General features: G+C 61.6%; 17 protein-coding genes. 7 read left to right on the forward strand and 10 right to left on the reverse strand.

Annotated features, from left to right (window positions below):
* Positions 1–3 precede the first annotated feature (3 nt).
* From bioD to bioB, 4 genes are read right to left on the reverse strand one after another with little or no spacing between them, the layout of a single operon-like run.
* A complete protein-coding gene (bioD, locus tag AFK63_RS12300) occupies positions 4–687 on the reverse strand; it encodes a dethiobiotin synthase (protein WP_038864028.1) in 684 nt (227 codons plus the stop codon).
* On the reverse strand, positions 680–1,438 hold the full coding sequence (bioC, locus tag AFK63_RS12305) for a malonyl-ACP O-methyltransferase BioC (RefSeq protein ID WP_038864029.1): 759 nt from the start codon (positions 1,436–1,438) through the stop codon (positions 680–682). Before bioC ends, bioD begins: the two co-directional genes overlap by 8 nt.
* Positions 1,422–2,573, reverse strand: coding sequence for an 8-amino-7-oxononanoate synthase (gene bioF / locus AFK63_RS12310; protein WP_038864032.1), 1,152 nt, complete (start codon positions 2,571–2,573; stop codon positions 1,422–1,424). Before bioF ends, bioC begins: the two co-directional genes overlap by 17 nt.
* On the reverse strand, positions 2,570–3,610 hold the full coding sequence (bioB, locus tag AFK63_RS12315) for a biotin synthase BioB (protein ID WP_038864033.1): 1,041 nt from the start codon (positions 3,608–3,610) through the stop codon (positions 2,570–2,572). Before bioB ends, bioF begins: the two co-directional genes overlap by 4 nt.
* A gap of 84 nt (positions 3,611–3,694) precedes the next feature.
* On the opposite strand from bioB, the gene bioA reads away from it, so the two are divergent.
* From bioA to AFK63_RS12335, 4 genes are all read left to right on the forward strand, one after another.
* Complete coding sequence (gene bioA, locus AFK63_RS12320) at positions 3,695–4,984, forward strand: adenosylmethionine--8-amino-7-oxononanoate transaminase (protein ID WP_071603715.1); 1,290 nt, start codon at positions 3,695–3,697, stop codon at positions 4,982–4,984.
* 64 nt (positions 4,985–5,048) lie between these two features.
* Positions 5,049–5,729 carry a type 1 glutamine amidotransferase domain-containing protein gene (locus AFK63_RS12325; RefSeq protein ID WP_038864036.1) on the forward strand — a complete coding sequence of 227 codons (681 nt, stop codon included), beginning with the start codon at positions 5,049–5,051 and terminating at the stop codon, positions 5,727–5,729.
* Positions 5,730–5,742: 13 nt separating this feature from the next.
* A complete protein-coding gene (locus AFK63_RS12330) occupies positions 5,743–6,219 on the forward strand; it encodes a kinase inhibitor (RefSeq protein ID WP_038864037.1) in 477 nt (158 codons plus the stop codon).
* A gap of 111 nt (positions 6,220–6,330) precedes the next feature.
* Positions 6,331–7,641 (forward strand): putative acyl-CoA thioester hydrolase, encoded by a 1,311-nt coding sequence (locus AFK63_RS12335; protein ID WP_038864040.1) that lies wholly within the window; start codon positions 6,331–6,333, stop codon positions 7,639–7,641.
* Positions 7,642–7,707: 66 nt separating this feature from the next.
* Here the strand turns inward: AFK63_RS12335 and tisB are convergent, their stop codons facing one another.
* Both tisB and pgl read right to left on the reverse strand, forming a co-directional pair.
* Positions 7,708–7,797 carry a type I toxin-antitoxin system toxin TisB gene (tisB, locus tag AFK63_RS20585; protein WP_071603714.1) on the reverse strand — a complete coding sequence of 30 codons (90 nt, stop codon included), beginning with the start codon at positions 7,795–7,797 and terminating at the stop codon, positions 7,708–7,710.
* Between the two features lie 428 nt (positions 7,798–8,225).
* Positions 8,226–9,227, reverse strand: coding sequence for a 6-phosphogluconolactonase (pgl, locus tag AFK63_RS12340; RefSeq protein WP_038864042.1), 1,002 nt, complete (start codon positions 9,225–9,227; stop codon positions 8,226–8,228).
* Positions 9,228–9,379: 152 nt separating this feature from the next.
* Between pgl and AFK63_RS12345 the strand changes: the two genes are divergently transcribed.
* Positions 9,380–10,198, forward strand: a complete 819-nt coding sequence (locus AFK63_RS12345; RefSeq protein ID WP_038864043.1) for a pyridoxal phosphatase — start codon at positions 9,380–9,382, stop codon at positions 10,196–10,198.
* Here the strand turns inward: AFK63_RS12345 and modC are convergent.
* The 4 genes from modC to AFK63_RS20590 all read right to left on the reverse strand — a co-directional run bounded on the left by modC (position 10,195) and on the right by AFK63_RS20590 (position 13,016).
* On the reverse strand, positions 10,195–11,253 hold the full coding sequence (gene modC, locus AFK63_RS12350; protein WP_038864045.1) for a molybdenum ABC transporter ATP-binding protein ModC: 1,059 nt from the start codon (positions 11,251–11,253) through the stop codon (positions 10,195–10,197). The two genes, AFK63_RS12345 and modC, sit on opposite strands and share 4 nt — an antisense overlap.
* A complete protein-coding gene (modB, locus tag AFK63_RS12355; RefSeq protein WP_038864046.1) occupies positions 11,253–11,945 on the reverse strand; it encodes a molybdate ABC transporter permease subunit in 693 nt (230 codons plus the stop codon). Before modB ends, modC begins: the two co-directional genes overlap by 1 nt.
* Positions 11,942–12,718 (reverse strand): molybdate ABC transporter substrate-binding protein, encoded by a 777-nt coding sequence (gene modA, locus AFK63_RS12360; protein ID WP_038864048.1) that lies wholly within the window; start codon positions 12,716–12,718, stop codon positions 11,942–11,944. The genes modB and modA overlap by 4 nt, the downstream gene beginning before the upstream one ends.
* A gap of 148 nt (positions 12,719–12,866) precedes the next feature.
* On the reverse strand, positions 12,867–13,016 hold the full coding sequence (locus AFK63_RS20590; protein ID WP_038864049.1) for an AcrZ family multidrug efflux pump-associated protein: 150 nt from the start codon (positions 13,014–13,016) through the stop codon (positions 12,867–12,869).
* A 129-nt stretch (positions 13,017–13,145) separates the two neighbouring features.
* On the opposite strand from AFK63_RS20590, the gene modE reads away from it, so the two are divergent.
* Both modE and modF read left to right on the forward strand, forming a co-directional pair.
* Positions 13,146–13,937, forward strand: coding sequence for a molybdenum-dependent transcriptional regulator (gene modE, locus AFK63_RS12365; RefSeq protein ID WP_038864050.1), 792 nt, complete (start codon positions 13,146–13,148; stop codon positions 13,935–13,937).
* 74 nt (positions 13,938–14,011) lie between these two features.
* A complete protein-coding gene (gene modF, locus AFK63_RS12370; protein ID WP_038864051.1) occupies positions 14,012–15,484 on the forward strand; it encodes a molybdate ABC transporter ATP-binding protein ModF in 1,473 nt (490 codons plus the stop codon).
* The last annotated feature ends 6 nt before the right edge of the window (positions 15,485–15,490 follow it).

A 15,490-nucleotide genomic window follows, 5' to 3' on the forward strand; every position in this document is an offset into this window, starting at 1 on the left:
GCGTTAACGCGCCAGTTTCCCTACATCAATCCACTGCGCGGCGGGCGTCACGTCCGGCTCCGCGCCCAGCCACGGGATCTCGCCAAGCATCGGCGCCGGCAGCAGGCGTTGCAGCGTGGCGAGATAGTCCTGATGACGACGGCCCGGCGGTTGCACATCGTTCGCCACCCAGCCCGCAAGACGCAGCCCGGCGGCCTGCACCGCCTGCGCGGTCAGCAGCGCATGGTTGATGCAGCCAAGCTTTACGCCGACCACCAGGATAACCGGCAGACGCTCCTGCTGCGCCCAGTCGGCAAAGGTGGCGTCGTCGGTGAGCGGCGTAAACCAGCCGCCCGCGCCTTCCACCAGCACCCAGTCGGCCTGCTGCTCCAGCGCGCGAAGGCCTGCGGACATCACCGCGAAATCAATCGGCTGCCCCTCTTCCCGGCTCGCGATGTGCGGCGAGGTCGGCTCCCCGAACGTCAGCGGATTGACCTGCTCGTAACGCAGCGCCACGCTGCTGTGTCGCTGTAACGAGAGCGCATCGCTGTTGCGAAGCCCTTCCGGCGCCATTTCGCTGCCCGAGGCAACCGGTTTGTAGCCCGCCGCGCGCCGTCCGGCAGCCTTCGCCGCTTCGAGCAGCGCGCAGCTGGCGACGGTTTTGCCCACTTCAGTATCGGTTCCGGTAATAAACCAGCGTTCAGTCACGTTTAATCACTCCAGAAATCAGGTGGTAAGTCAGCGGGAAGCGGCCATCCTGTCGCGGCCAGGCCTCTTCCAGCGCACGCAACTGGCGGCGCGTGAGCGTGCGGCTCTCGCGTCCGGCGTGCAGATGGGTGGCGCCGATGCCCTTCAGGGACTGCATCGCGCCGAGCGCGTCGGCAAACAGCAGGGTTACCGGATGCTGGCGCAGCGTCATGCGGGCTGCGGGCGCGGCGGCGTGAATGGATTGCGGGCTGGCGAAGTGATTGGCGTGTGCCCGGTCGTCGACCGCCCTCCACGCCTGATGCAGTTCGTGAAGCGAGCCGTGCGCCAGCGTGCTGAACGCCACTCGCCCGCCCGGCCGTGCGACACGTAACATCTGCGCCAGCGCCGCCGAAAGGCTCTGGCACCACTGCACCGCCAGGTTACTCCAGACGAGATCAAAGCTTGCATCGGCGAACGGCAGCGCCTCAATATCGCCCTGCACGTAGCGGTGTGCGGCGCGGCGTTCGCGCGCCTGCGCCAGCATGCCGGGGCTTAAATCGAATGCGGTGACGTCGCAGCCGCGCGCACGCCAGTCGAGACTGCCCGCGCCGGTGCCGCAGCCCGCGTCCAGCACCGTCGCGACGCCCTGCGCGCCGCAGTGTTCCGCCAGCAATTGCGCGCTCTGCCGCTGGAGCGTCGCGAAATCGTCATAGCTCTGCGCCGCGCGGCCAAACGCGGCGGCCACAGCGCGTTTATCAACGGCAACCGTCATATAACGCCTCCAGCAGCGCGTCGATATCGTCATCCTGATGCGCGGCGCTCAGCGTCAGGCGCAGCCGCGCGGTGCCCGCAGGCACGGTCGGCGGGCGGATGGCCGTTACCCAGCAGCCGCGTTCGCGCAACTGGGCGGCGAGCGCAAGCGCGGCACCGTTCTCACCGACGATGAGCGGCTGAATCGCGGTCTGCGACCCGGCAAGCGCCAGCGGCAATTGCGCCGCGCCCGCGCGAAACCGGGCGATATGGCGCGCCAGTCGCGCGCGCCGATCGTCGCCTTCGCGAATGAGCGTTAACGCGGCGTTCAGCGTCTGCGCCTGCGCCGCTGGCATCGCGGTGCTGTAAATGAGGTGGCGCGCCGTCTGGAGCAGATAATCGGCCATCGGCTCGCTGCACAGTAGCGCCGCGCCGCTCAGGCCAAACGCCTTGCCGAACGTCACCAGCAGTAAATCGGGCTTCACGCCGGCGACATCGCAACTGCCCCGCCCTTCACGGCCCAGCACGCCGATGCCGTGGGCATCATCCACCATCAGCAGCGTCTGCGCGTCCTGCGTCAGCCCGGCGAGCTCAGCGAGCGGCGCGAGATCGCCATCCATGCTGAACACCCCTTCGGTGAAGGCGAGCGTCAGACCGGCGCCGGGTTTATCTAGCAGCGCCGCGAGCGCCTGCGGCGAATTATGCGCAAAGCGGCGAAGCGTCGCCGGACTGTGGCTTGCGGCCTCCAGCAGCGAGGCGTGGCTTAGCCGGTCAGCAAAAAGGCGATCCTGCGGCTGCATCAGCGCAGCCACCACCGCCTGATTAGCGGCGAAACCGGAGATAAACAGCAGCGCGCGATCGTAGCCGAGCCACTGCGCCAGTGCGTTTTCCAGCGCCTGATGCGCGCCGCTGTACCCGCTGACGTGACCAGACGCCCCGCTGCCGACGCCATATTTTTCCGCGCCCTGTCGCCAGGCGGCGACCAGCGCCGGATGCTGGCTCAGTCCCAGATAGTCGTTGCCGGAAAAGTTGCGGTAGCGAATGCCCTGATGGACCAGGGCGCCGCCGGGCGCCGGGTCACAAACGACGCGACGGCGCAGGCTGTGGCTGGCTTCTCGCGAAGCGAGCGCCGCGTCGATTCTCTCCTGCCAGGTCATACCGCCGCCGCGTTGTAATACTGTGCGTTGTCGGCGTCGCGCAGCGCATGCTCCAGACGCTGCTGCTGTTCGTTATCGCCCGCCAGCACCGCGGTCTGCTGCGGGTTGATGCCGAGCTTGCGGAACAACTGCAAATCTTTGTCCTCTTCAGGGTTTGGCGTGGTCAGCAGTTTGCAGCCGTAGAAAATGGAGTTAGCGCCCGCCATAAAGCACATCGCCTGGGTCTGCTCGCTCATCTGCTCGCGGCCCGCCGAGAGACGCACGTATGAAGTCGGCATCATGATGCGCGCCACCGCGATGGTACGGATGAAATCAAACGCGTCGACGTCGTCGTTATCGGCAAGCGGCGTGCCTTTCACCTTCACCAGCATGTTAATCGGCACGCTTTCCGGCGGCGTCGGCAGGTTGGCGAGTTGCAGCAGAAGGCCGGCGCGGTCGGTCACGGTTTCCCCCAGCCCCACGATGCCGCCGGAGCAGACCTTAATGCCCGCGTCGCGCACCTTTTCAATCGTGTCGAGACGCTCCTGGTAGGTGCGCGTGGTGATGATGTTGCCGTAAAACTCCGGCGAGGTGTCGAGGTTGTGGTTGTAGTAGTCAAGCCCCGCCTCGCCGAGACGCTGCGCCTGGGCGTCGCTCAGCGTGCCGAGCGTCATGCAGGTTTCAAGGCCCATTGCTTTGACGCCCTGCACCATCTGCTCAAGGTAGGGCATATCGCGGTCGTTAGGGTTTTTCCAGGCCGCCCCCATGCAGAAGCGCGTGGAGCCGGCCGCTTTGGCTTTACGCGCCGAATCAAGCACCTGCTCGACTTCCATCAGGCGCTCGGCCTCAAGGCCAGTCTTGTAACGCGCGCTCTGCGGGCAATATTTACAATCCTCCGGGCAGGCGCCGGTTTTGATCGACAGCAGCGTGCTGACCTGCACCTGGCGTGGGTCAAAATGCTGGCGGTGAACCTGCTGGGCCTCAAAGAGCAGATCCAGCAAAGGTTTTTCAAAAAGTTCAGTGACTTGCGACAAAGTCCAGCGTGAAAGGTGAGCCATCGGGCGTCTCCAAAGGGTTTTATTTATCTGGGTTATGGATATACTCGTAAACCTAAATCTTTTTAATTTGGTTTACAAGTCATGATAACACCCGACGATCTCGCCTTCGATCGTGACCACATCTGGCACCCCTATACCTCCATGAGCGCGCCGTTGCCGGTTTACCCGGTGGCGGGTGCGGCAGGCTGTGAACTGCAACTGGCGACCGGCGAGCGGCTGGTGGACGGCATGTCGTCGTGGTGGGCCGCCATTCACGGCTATAACCATCCGCGCCTTAACGCGGCCATGAAAAACCAGATTGAGGCGATGTCGCATGTGATGTTCGGCGGCATCACCCACCCTGCCGCGATAGCCCTGTGCCGCAGGCTGGTGGCGATGACGCCGGAGACGCTGGAATGTGTGTTTCTCGCCGATTCCGGTTCGGTGGCGGTGGAAGTGGCGATGAAAATGGCGTTGCAGTACTGGCACGCCCGCGGCGAGCCGCGCCAGCGCTTTCTCACCTTCCGCCACGGCTACCACGGTGACACGTTTGGGGCGATGTCGGTGTGCGATCCGGACAACTCCATGCACAGCCTGTGGAAAGGCTACCTGCCGGAGAACCTGTTCGCGCCCGCGCCGCAGAGCCGCTTTGACGGCGAGTGGGATGAGCGCGATATCGCGCCGTTCGCAAGGCTGCTGGCTGCGCACCGTCATGACATCGCCGCTGTTATTCTGGAGCCGATTGTCCAGGGCGCGGGGGGCATGCGCATGTATCACCCGGAGTGGCTAAAGCGCATCCGCCGCATGTGCGATCGCGAAGGGATTTTGCTTATCGCCGATGAGATAGCGACCGGTTTTGGCCGCACCGGCAAGCTGTTCGCCTGCGAGCACGCCGGGATCGCGCCGGATATTCTCTGCCTGGGCAAAGCGCTGACCGGCGGCACCATGACGCTTTCGGCGACGCTCACCACCCGACTCGTGGCCGAGACCATCAGCAACGGCGAAGCGGGCTGCTTTATGCACGGCCCGACGTTTATGGGCAATCCGCTCGCCTGTGCAGTCGCCGCAGAGAGCCTGGCGCTGCTGGAAACCGGCGACTGGCGCGCGCAGGTGGCGACCATAGAACAGCAGCTACGCGACGAACTCGCTGCGTGCCGCGCGTTGCCGCTGGTCGCCGATGTGCGTGTACTCGGCGCTATCGGCGTGGTCGAAACCCATCATCCGGTCGATATGGCGCTGCTGCAGCGCTTTTTCGTTGAACAAGGGGTCTGGGTGCGTCCGTTTGGCCGCCTGATCTACCTGATGCCGCCCTATATCATCACGCCGGAACAGCTTTCGCGCCTGACCCGCGCGGTATGTGAGGCGGTGAGAAACCCGCGCTTTTTCAGACACTGAGCGCCAGGCAAACGACGGGGATGCACTACACTTTCAGGATTTGCGATAAAACCAGGAGGACGCGATGAAGATTCTGATGGTACTGACATCCCACGACACACTGGGCGATACCGGGAAAAAAACCGGCTTCTGGCTGGAGGAGTTCGCCGCGCCTTACTATGTCTTTCACGATGCGGGCATCGACGTAACGCTCGCCACGCCGCAGGGCGGCCAGCCGCCGCTCGATCCGAAAAGCGACGCGCCGGACGCGCAGACCTCCGACACCCGTCGCTTTCGCGAAGATCCGCAGGCTCAGGAGGCGCTCGCCAGTACTGTGCGCCTTGACGAGATCAACGCCGACGAATATGACGCGCTGTTTTACCCCGGCGGTCATGGCCCGCTGTGGGATCTCGCCGAAGATCCTATCTCCATCGCGCTGATTGAGCACTACTGGGGCGGCGGCAAGCCGGTGGCGACCGTCTGCCACGCGCCCGGCGTGCTGCGCCATGTGAAAAAGCCGGACGGTACTCCGCTGGTGGAAGGTAAACGCGTGACCGGCTTTACCAATAGCGAAGAAGAGGCGGTCGGGCTGACCAACGTCGTGCCGTTCCTGGTGGAAGACGCGCTGAAACAGGCGGGGGGCCACTTTGAGCGCACCGACGACTGGGGCGTGCATGTTGTGGTCGACGGGCATCTGGTGACCGGCCAGAACCCGGCCTCTTCCGCCGCCACCGCCGAAGCGCTGTTAAAACTGCTGCATCTGTAAACGGAGAGACGGCATGAAGCTCATCAGCGTCAATTTTAACGACGGCGACAAACTCCCCATGCGCCACGTCTTTAACGGCATGGGTTACGAGGGCGATAATATTTCGCCCCATCTTACCTGGGATGACGTGCCGCCCGGCACCAAAAGCTTTGTGGTGACCTGCTACGATCCGGACGCGCCGACCGGCTCTGGCTGGTGGCACTGGGTCGTGGCGAATCTGCCTGCCGACACGCGTGTGTTGCCGCAGGGCGCGGGCTCCGGCCAGGCCGAGCTGCCGGACGGCGCCATCCAGACGCGCACCGATTTCGGCTCCGCGGGATATGGCGGCGCGGCGCCGCCGAAGGGCGAAACACACCGCTATATCTTCACGGTGCACGCGCTGGACACAGAGCGTATCGAGGTGGATGAGAACGCCAGCGGCGCGCTGGTCGGGTTTAACGTGCACTTTCACCGCCTCGCCAGCGCCTCGCTGACCGCGCATTATCTCTGACGCATTTTGAAGCCGGTTGTCACAATCGGCTTCCCGTTTCGCTCAACTTAGTATAAAAAAGCAGGCTCTTGTGCGTTCCCTCATTTTAACAGGCTTAGCAAGGAGCAACCCTTGAACAAATTTTCGGTATCCCGTCTGGCGCTGGCGTTCGCTTTTGGCGTGACACTGACTGCATGCAGCTCAACGCCACCGGATCAACGTCCTTCTGAACAACGCGCGCCGGGTACGTCGGCTCGCCCGGTGCTGTCTGCGGATGAAGCGAAGAATTTCGTCCCGGCCCGCTACTTCTCTAATATCGACCCGAATGCCGCGCCGTGGGCACCGTCGTCGATTCGACTGCCTGAAAAACCGGACTTCGTGGTCGGCCAGTCGGGCGAACAGGGCGTGACCCATACCAGCATTCAGGCGGCGGTGGACGCGGCGATCGCCCGTCACGCCAGCAATCGTCAGTACATCGCGATTCTGCCGGGCACCTATGAAGGCACCGTATATGTGCCCGCCGCGCCGGGCAGCGTGACCCTTTACGGCACTGGCGAAAAACCGATTGACGTGAAGATCAGCGCCGCGCTGGACAGCGAAATGGATGCCAACACCTGGCGTCGTACCGTGAACCCATCCGGCAAATATATGCCCGGCAAACCGGCCTGGTACATGTTCGACAACTGCCAGAATCACCGTAACGGCAGCGTTGGCCTGATGTGTTCCGCCGTGTTCTGGTCGCAGAATAACGGCCTGCAACTGCAAAACCTGACCATTGAAAACAGCCTCGGCGACGCGGCGGGCGAAGGCCAGCATCAGGCCGTCGCGCTGCGTACCGACGGCGATCGGGTGCAGATCAACAAGGTTAATATCCTGGGCCGCCAGAACCCGTTCCTGGTGACCAACAGCGATATCCGCAACCGCTTCACGCCGGATCGTCTGACCCGCACGCAGGTGACGAACAGCTATGTGGAAGGCGATGTCGATCTGGTGGCCGGTCGCGGCGCGGTGGTGTTTGATAACACCGAATTCCGCGTGGTAAACACCCGTACCCAGAAAGAAGGCTATGTCTTCGCGCCGGCGACCGCGCCAAACTTCTATTACGGCTTCCTCGCGGTGAACAGCCGTTTTGTGGCGGCCGGTGAAGGTGTGGCGCAACTGGGCCGCGCGTGGGATATGGACGCGAGCGCTAACGGCTATACGCCAGGCCAGACGCCGAACGGCCAGGTTGTCATTCGCGACAGCGTGATTGACGCCGGTTTCAACACCGCGCAGCCGTGGGGCCCGGCGCTGGGTTCACAGCGTCCGTTTACCGGCAACACCGGCGCGCAGGACGATAAAGGCAATATCCAGCGTGACCTGAACGACGCCAACGCCAACCGCTTGTGGGAATACAACAACCGCGGGCTCGGCAGCAAAGTCGTCGCTGAGCCGAAAAAGTAATCGCGCCGGTCACCGGGCTTTAGCAAAAAGGGGGAGCAATCCCCCTTTTTGCTGCGACCTGTTGCGTTATCCAAAGCACTTCAGATAAGCATCAAGCAGTTGCAGTACTGCAACAATGAGTTGCAGGAACAGAATAGTCCATTCCACACCGCTCATACGCGACTCCTGAAAAGGAGCACTCCCGATGACTTACCCTTACTTTGCCTGTCGCCACCGGTAATGTTGAGAACAGCAGACGTGCTCCGGGGGCTAAGGCACTGACGGCACCACCCGCCAGCCAGGACTTTAATTCGTTACCCATACAGCCCCGAAGCAGCATCAACTCAACGCACAAATTTTATCGCCAGAAACTGTATATAAACACAGCATCACAAATGATTAGGATAATATTCAGATCTTATAACTTCCTGTTTAAAAAACATTTTATTGCGTATAAAAATAAGACGAGATTTTTGTACACACTAAACGTTTACAGGAAAGTTGGGAATATTTAGGATAAAAGCGTTGAGAACAACAGACGTGCAGGCGGCTCACCCCCGCCGAAAAAAAACCTCGCCACGGCGAGGTTTTTTCTTTTATGCGTCTTACGCCTCGAAGGCGTTGATAACCACCCACATCGGGCCCTGGCCCACCGCGTAACGCGCCTTTTCCGTCAGCAGCCCCTGCGCGCCCTCAATGTTGTAGAGCGCGATATGATGCGACTTCTGGCCAGCGGCAATCAGATAGTGACCACTGTTGTCGATGTTAAAGCCGCGCGGCTGGGTTTCCGTCGGCTGATGTCCCTGCACTTCCAGCACGCTGCCATCTTCAGAGACGGTAAACATCGTGATGACGCTTGCGGTGCGGTCGCAGGCGTAGAGATGGCGGCCATCCGGCGTAATGTGAATATCCGCCGCCCAGCGGGTGTCGGCGAAACCGGCAGGCATCATATCCAGCGTCTGCACGCACTCTTTTTTGCCGTGCGGATCGTTGAGCGCCCAGACGTCGACCGAGCTGTTGAGCTCATTCACGCAGTAGGCAAACGGCTTGCTCGGATGAAAAACCATATGGCGCGGCCCGGCGCCCGCGACGGTAGTCACTTCCGCCGGGGTTTGCGGCTCAAGGCGGCCATCGTCGGTTAACGTGAACAGACAGATGCGGTCCTGTTTCAGCGCCGGCACCCACAGGGTGCGGTTATCAGGAGCGATATTCGCGGAGTGGCAGCCTTCCAGCCCTTCCACCACGGTGACGGTCTCGCCCGGCAGCCCGTCGTTCAGGCGCACGACGCTCACGCTGCCCGCGTTATACGAGCCGCTAAACAGGAAGCGACCGGTGTGATCGGTAGAGATATGGGTCGGGCTGCCCGGCAGCGGCGCTTCGCCCGCCTCGCTGAGCGTGCCGTCATGGGAGGCAATGCGATAAGCGATAACGCGAAATTCCGGACGCACGCCAACATACAGAAAACGCTTGTCGGGGCTGACGACCATCGGCTGAACCTGCCCCGGCGCGTCCACCACCTGCAACAGCGTCAGCGAGCCCTGCGGCTCCAGACGCCAGACGTGGATCTGCTGGCTCTCGGGGCTTGCGGTATAAACGGTTTGTTTCATGAATACTCCTTTCCTCACTGCAGCTTGAAAGACTGTCTCAAGGGTAGCGTGTTTTATCTTCCTGTGCCGACGCGGGCGTTGCGGGTTTCACCCCTCGCCTCTGGCGGTGTACCATCAACCGGATATTCTGACTGACGACTCTGGAAACCCGCATGACCTTTCGCGTAATCGCACTCGACTTAGACGGCACCCTGCTCACCGCACAAAAAACCATTCTCCAGGAATCCCTCGACGCGCTCGCGCTGGCGAAAGACGCCGGGCTGAAACCGGTTATCGTGACCGGACGCCATCACAATGCCATCCATCCTTTTTATCAGGCACTGGCGCTTGATACACCTGCAATTTGTTGTAATGGCACTTATTTGTATGATTATCAAGCGAAAAAGGTACTGACCGCCGACCCGATGACGCCGCAGCAGGCCAGCGCCCTGCTCGAACTGCTCACCGAATACGGCATACATTCCTTAATGTATGTGGATGACGCGATGCTGTATGAGCACGCTTCCGGCCATATCCAGCGCACCGAAAACTGGGCGTTGCGCCTGCCCGAAGCCCAGCGTCCGATCTTCCGTCAGGTCGCCTCGCTGCGTGATGCGGCGCGCTCGGTGGAGAATATCTGGAAATTCGCGCTGACGGGCGAGGACATTCCGCGCCTGCAAAGCGTCGCGCTGACCATTGAGCGCGAGCTGGGGCTCGCCTGCGAGTGGTCATGGCACGATCAGGTGGACGTAGCCGCGCCAGGCAACAGCAAAGGCAAACGGCTGGCGCAGTGGGTGGAATCTCAGGGGCTGTCGATGGAGCAAGTGGTCGCGTTCGGGGATAACCACAATGACATCTCCATGCTGGAGCGCGCCGGGCTCGGCATCGCTATGGGCAACGCCGATGACATCGTGAAATCGCACGCCGACAAAGTGATTGGCCCCAATAGCGAGGCCAGTATTGCCGACGCGCTGCGTCAGTGGGTGCTTTAAGTGGTGATCGACACGCTTTTGATCTGGGCGTAGAGCCACAGGCCGGGCTTAATGGCCAGCTCGTCGCGCGCCCAGGGGCTGATGCGCGCCCAGAGGGTGCGCGAGCCTACCTCAAGCTGGACTTCCACCTGCCCGTTATCGTCATAACATTGCGCCACGCGGGCGCGCAGGATGTTGCGAATACTGCTTTGCAGCGGCGGTTGCAGCACCAGCGAGACATCGGACGCCTGAATGCGAATGCGCAACGGCGTCTGTAACGGCTTTTCGACACGGTTGACCCACAGATGCTGGTCGCCCAGCGCCAGCGCCGTCATGGCGTAATGGGGATGATGTTCAAGCACTGTGACTTTCAGCACGCTGCTCTGCTGCTCCGGCGGCAGCCACGGATGCATCACGCTGCTGCCCCAGATCTCCTCCAGGCTGCCGAACGCTTTCACCTCGCCCTGCTCCAGCACCAGCACTTTATCCGCCAGATGCAAAATCTCTTCCAGCGAATGGCTGACATAGAGCATCGGAATGTTAATCTCGCGCGCCAGCCGTTGCAGATACGGCAGCAGTTCACGCTTACGAGGCACATCGAGCGAGGCAAGCGGTTCGTCGAGCAGCAAGAGTTCCGGCGCGGTCAGCAACGCGCGGCCTATCGCCACGCGCTGTTTTTCGCCGCCCGAGAGCGTGCCCGGAAAGCGGTCCAGCAGCGGCTCAATGCCGAGCAGCGTCACCAGCTTGTCAAACTGCCCCGCCATCTCTTTCGCCATGCCATATTTCAGGTTGCCGCGCACTTTATAGTGCGGGAACAGGCGCGCATCCTGAAAGACATAGCCGATGCGGCGTTTTTCCGGCGGCAGGAAGGTTTCGGTTTCCGTATCGCTCAGCACACGATCGTTTAACGCGATGCGCCCGTGCTGCGGACGCGTCAGCCCGCTGATGGCGTTAATCAGCGACGTTTTCCCGGCGCCCGAGACGCCAAAAACGGCGGTAATGCCGCTGCCCGGCAGGGTTTCATTGACCGTCAGGCGATGGTTGCCGAGCATTTGGGTGAAATTAAGCTCCAGCATTATGACGCCCCCAGACGGCGGCGGCTCTGGCGCGCCAGCCATTCAGAAAGCATCAGCGAACAGAGCGCCAGCACGATGGCGATAATGCACAGGCGCGCGGCGGCGCTTTCCCCCCCCGGCGTCTGGATTAGCGTATACATCGCCGACGGCAGCGTGCGGGTTTCGCCCGGAATATTGGAGACAAAAGTAATAGTGGCGCCGAATTCGCCGAGCGAGCGGGCGAAGGCCAGTACCGTGCCGACGATAATGCCCGGCAGCATCAGCGGCAGCGTAATGGTGAAGAAGACGCGCCAGCGCCCGGCGCCCAGCGTGCGCGCCGCCGCTTCCAGACGGATATCGACCGCCTCCAGCGCCAGACGAATGGCGCGCACCATCAGCGGAAACGCCATCACCGCCGAGGCGAGCACCGCCCCGCGCCAGCTAAAAGCGAACGTGACGCCGAAGAGATCGTAAAGCCACTCCCCTATCAGCCCGCGGCGACCAAACACCACCAGCAGCAGATAGCCCACTACTACGGGCGGCAGCACCAGCGGCAGATGGATAACGCCATCCAGCAGGGTTTTGCCCGGGAAGGTGCAGCGCACCAGCACCCAGGCGAGAAGAACCCCGAAGGGCAAACTGATAAGTACCGCAAGTGTAGAGACTTTCAGGCTAAGCAGTACCGCCTGCCATTCGGGTTCTGTCAACATCATTGGCTGGTCGTAAATCCATATCGTTTAAACACCGCGGCAGCCTCCGGGCCCTGCAGATAGCGGTAAAACGCGCTGACCGTCGGGTTGTTATGCCCGTCGATAATCGCCAGCGGATATTCCACTTTCTGATGGGAATCCTCCGGGAAGGTGCCAACCACTTTCACGCCGCGGCTTGCCACGGCGTCAGAACCATAGACGATGCCCAACGGGGCTTCATCGCGCTCCACCAGCGCCAGCGCGCCGCGAACGTCTTCTGCGGGCGCGAGCTGTGCTGAGAGCGTCTGCCAGGCGCCGAGCTTTTGCAACGCCTCTTTGGCGTAAATGCCGGCCGGCACATGCGCCGGATCGCCCACCGCCAGACGGCCGCCTTTCAGCAGGCTTTTCCAGTCGGTGCTGCGGTTAATGACTATATCGCCCTGCGCGCTTTTGGCGGGCGCCACCACCACCAGACTGTTGCCGAGCAGCGTCTTGCGGCTGCCCGCGTCAATGGCTTTTTTATCGGCGGCGTAGTCCATCCACTTCTGGTCGGCGGAGATAAAAATATCTGCCGGCGCACCCGCTTCAATCTGTCGCGCGAGCGTCGAAGAGGAGGCGAACGACGAGACCACTTTCACCGGCTGCGCTTTGGCATACTCTTTGGCGATATCCTGCATTGCGTTGGTCAGCGAGGCGGCAGCGAAGACCGTTACCGTATTATCCTGCGCCAGCGACTGGCCGACAACGCCCGCGCTTAAGGTGACGCCGAGCGCCAGTCGTACCCATAATTTAGCCATGACACACTCCTTACCGTTTCGTTATATAACGAATAATATAACGCTGCGGGCAGGGTTTTCCCAGCAATTATCGGCAAAGAGCGCGGCGGCTTGAGGGCAGAGAGGGAACAGAAATGAAAACGCCCGGCAAAGCCGGGCGCGAGGGAAATCAGCGGTGCTGTTTTGACTGGTCTTTATGACCAATGCCGGAGAAGATGTTAAACACCTCGCCCAGGCCCCAGATTAAACCCAGGATCACGGCCATCACCACCGGCACCATAATCACGGCAAACGCCAGACTTTTCAACAACTCCAACATGGTTGCCTCCTGAATATCAGTAAACCGTCATTCTAGCGGCATCCGTGCGAAACATCCTGCCCTTTTGTGCCATTTGCGCCGACGCGCCGCTTTCCTTCACAATAGCCTTTTGCCCCGCAGGAGGCCACCATGCAGGCTGATATTCTTCTGACGCTTAAACTGCACGACAAAATTTTTGCCGACCCGCGGCGCATCGCGTTGCTAAAACAGGTGGCGCAGACCGGCTCTATCAGCCAGGGCGCGAAGCTCGCCGGTATCAGCTATAAAAGCGCGTGGGACGCCATCAATGAGATGAATCAGCTTGGCGATCAACTGCTGGTTGAGCGCGCCACCGGCGGCAAAGGCGGCGGCGGCGCGCAGGTGACGCCTTACGGCGCGCGGCTAATCGCGCTCTACGATCTTCTCGGGCAGATCCAGCAGAAGGCGTTTAACGCGCTCAGCGACGACGCGCTGCCGCTCGACAGCCTGCTTGCCGCTATCGCCCGTTTTTCGCTGCAAACCAGCGCCCGCAATCAGTGGTTCGGGCATGTGGTAACACGCGACGCCGACCCGGTTCAGGAGATGATTGAAATAGCGCTGGCGGGCAGCGGCACGCGCATCAGAGCGGCAGTGACGCGCCAGAGCGCCGAACGTCTGGCGCTTACGCCAGGCAAAGAGGTGCTGGCGCTGATTAAAGCGCCGTGGGTGCAGCTCGCCCGTGACCCGCAGGCGGCCGCCAGCGCCGATAATCAGTTTGCCGGCACTATTAGCCATATTTCCCGCACCGCGCAGCACTGCGAAATTCTCCTGACGCTGCCGGATGGCCAGACGCTGTGCGCCACGCTCTCGCCCGAGGCGGCGCAGGCATTAGACCCGGAAGAAGGCCTGGCCGTAACCGCGGGGTTTAGCGCTGACAGCGTGATTGTCGCGACGCTCTGCTAACGCGCTCCGCCGTTGACATCGTGGCATGAAAGACGTATCCCTGTGGTTTTGTGCTGCAGAAAATGGGATACGAGATGACAACGTTGCAAATTATGCAAGGCACGTTTCGCATTAGCGATACGCGCGCGCTTCATATTGAGAGCCTGACCCTCCAGGCGGGCGAGAGCTGGGCGTTTGTCGGCGCTAACGGCAGCGGGAAATCCTCCCTTGCCCGGGCGCTCGCAGGCGAACTCCCGCTGTTACAAGGCGAGCGCGTCAGTCAGTTCTCCCGCATCGCCCTGCTCTCTTTTGAACAGCTGCAACAGCTGGTAAGCGACGAGTGGCAGCGTAATAACACCGATATGCTTGGCCCGGATGAAGACGACACCGGACGCACCACGGCGCAGATCATTCAGGAAGACGTCCGCGATCCGGCCCGTTGCACGGCGCTTGCGGCGCTGTTCGGCATTGAACCGCTGCTTGAGCGGCGTTTTAAATACCTCTCTACCGGCGAGACCCGCAAAGCGCTGCTCTGTCAGGCGCTCATGTCGCAGCCGGATTTACTCATTCTTGATGAACCGTTCGACGGTCTCGACGTCGCCTCGCGCGAACAGCTGGCGCGGCTCCTCGGTGAGCTGAGCGCGCAGGGCTACACGCTGGGGCTTATCCTCAATCGCTTTGATGAGATCCCTGATTTTGTGCAGCGCGCGGGCGTACTCGCGGATTGCACGCTGGTGGAAACCGGCGATAAGGCCACGCTGCTGAACCAGGCGCTGGTGGCGCAGCTGGCGCACAGCGAAAAACTGGCGGGCGTGCGGCTGCCGGAGGCGGACGCGCCTGCGGCGCGCCACGCGCTGAATGATGCCGAACCGCGTATCGTGCTGCGTAACGGCGTGGTCTCCTATAACGACCGACCTATTCTTAACAACCTGAGCTGGACGGTCAAACCCGGCGAACACTGGCAGATAGTCGGCCCCAACGGCGCCGGGAAATCGACGCTGTTAAGTCTCGTGACCGGCGATCATCCGCAAGGTTACAGCAACGATCTCACGCTCTTTGGCCGCCGTCGCGGCAGCGGCGAAACCATCTGGGATATCAAAAAGCATATCGGCTACGTCAGCAGCAGTCTGCATCTCGATTACCGTGTCAGCGCCTCGGTGCGCAGCGTGATTTTGTCCGGTTATTTCGACTCTATCGGGATTTATCAGGCGGTGTCGGACCGTCAGCAGCAACTGACGCGCGAATGGCTCGCGATCCTCGGCATGGACGACGCCACCGCCGACGCCCCGTTTCACAGCCTCTCCTGGGGGCAGCAACGGCTGGCGCTTATTGTGCGTGCGCTGGTGAAACATCCGACGCTGCTTATCCTTGACGAACCGTTGCAGGGGCTTGACCCGCTGAACCGTCAGCTGGTGCGCCGCTTTGTCGATGTGCTGATTAGCGAAGGCGAGACGCAACTGCTGTTTGTCTCCCATCATGCCGAAGACGCTCCGCAGTGTATGACCCACCGCTTAACCTTCGTGCCGGACGGCGACAGTTATCGTTACCAGTTCGATACGTTGCGTTAACACGCC

Origin of the sequence: Cronobacter muytjensii ATCC 51329, assembly GCF_001277195.1 — a bacterium.
GTDB classification, from domain to species: Bacteria; Pseudomonadota; Gammaproteobacteria; order Enterobacterales; family Enterobacteriaceae; genus Cronobacter; species Cronobacter muytjensii.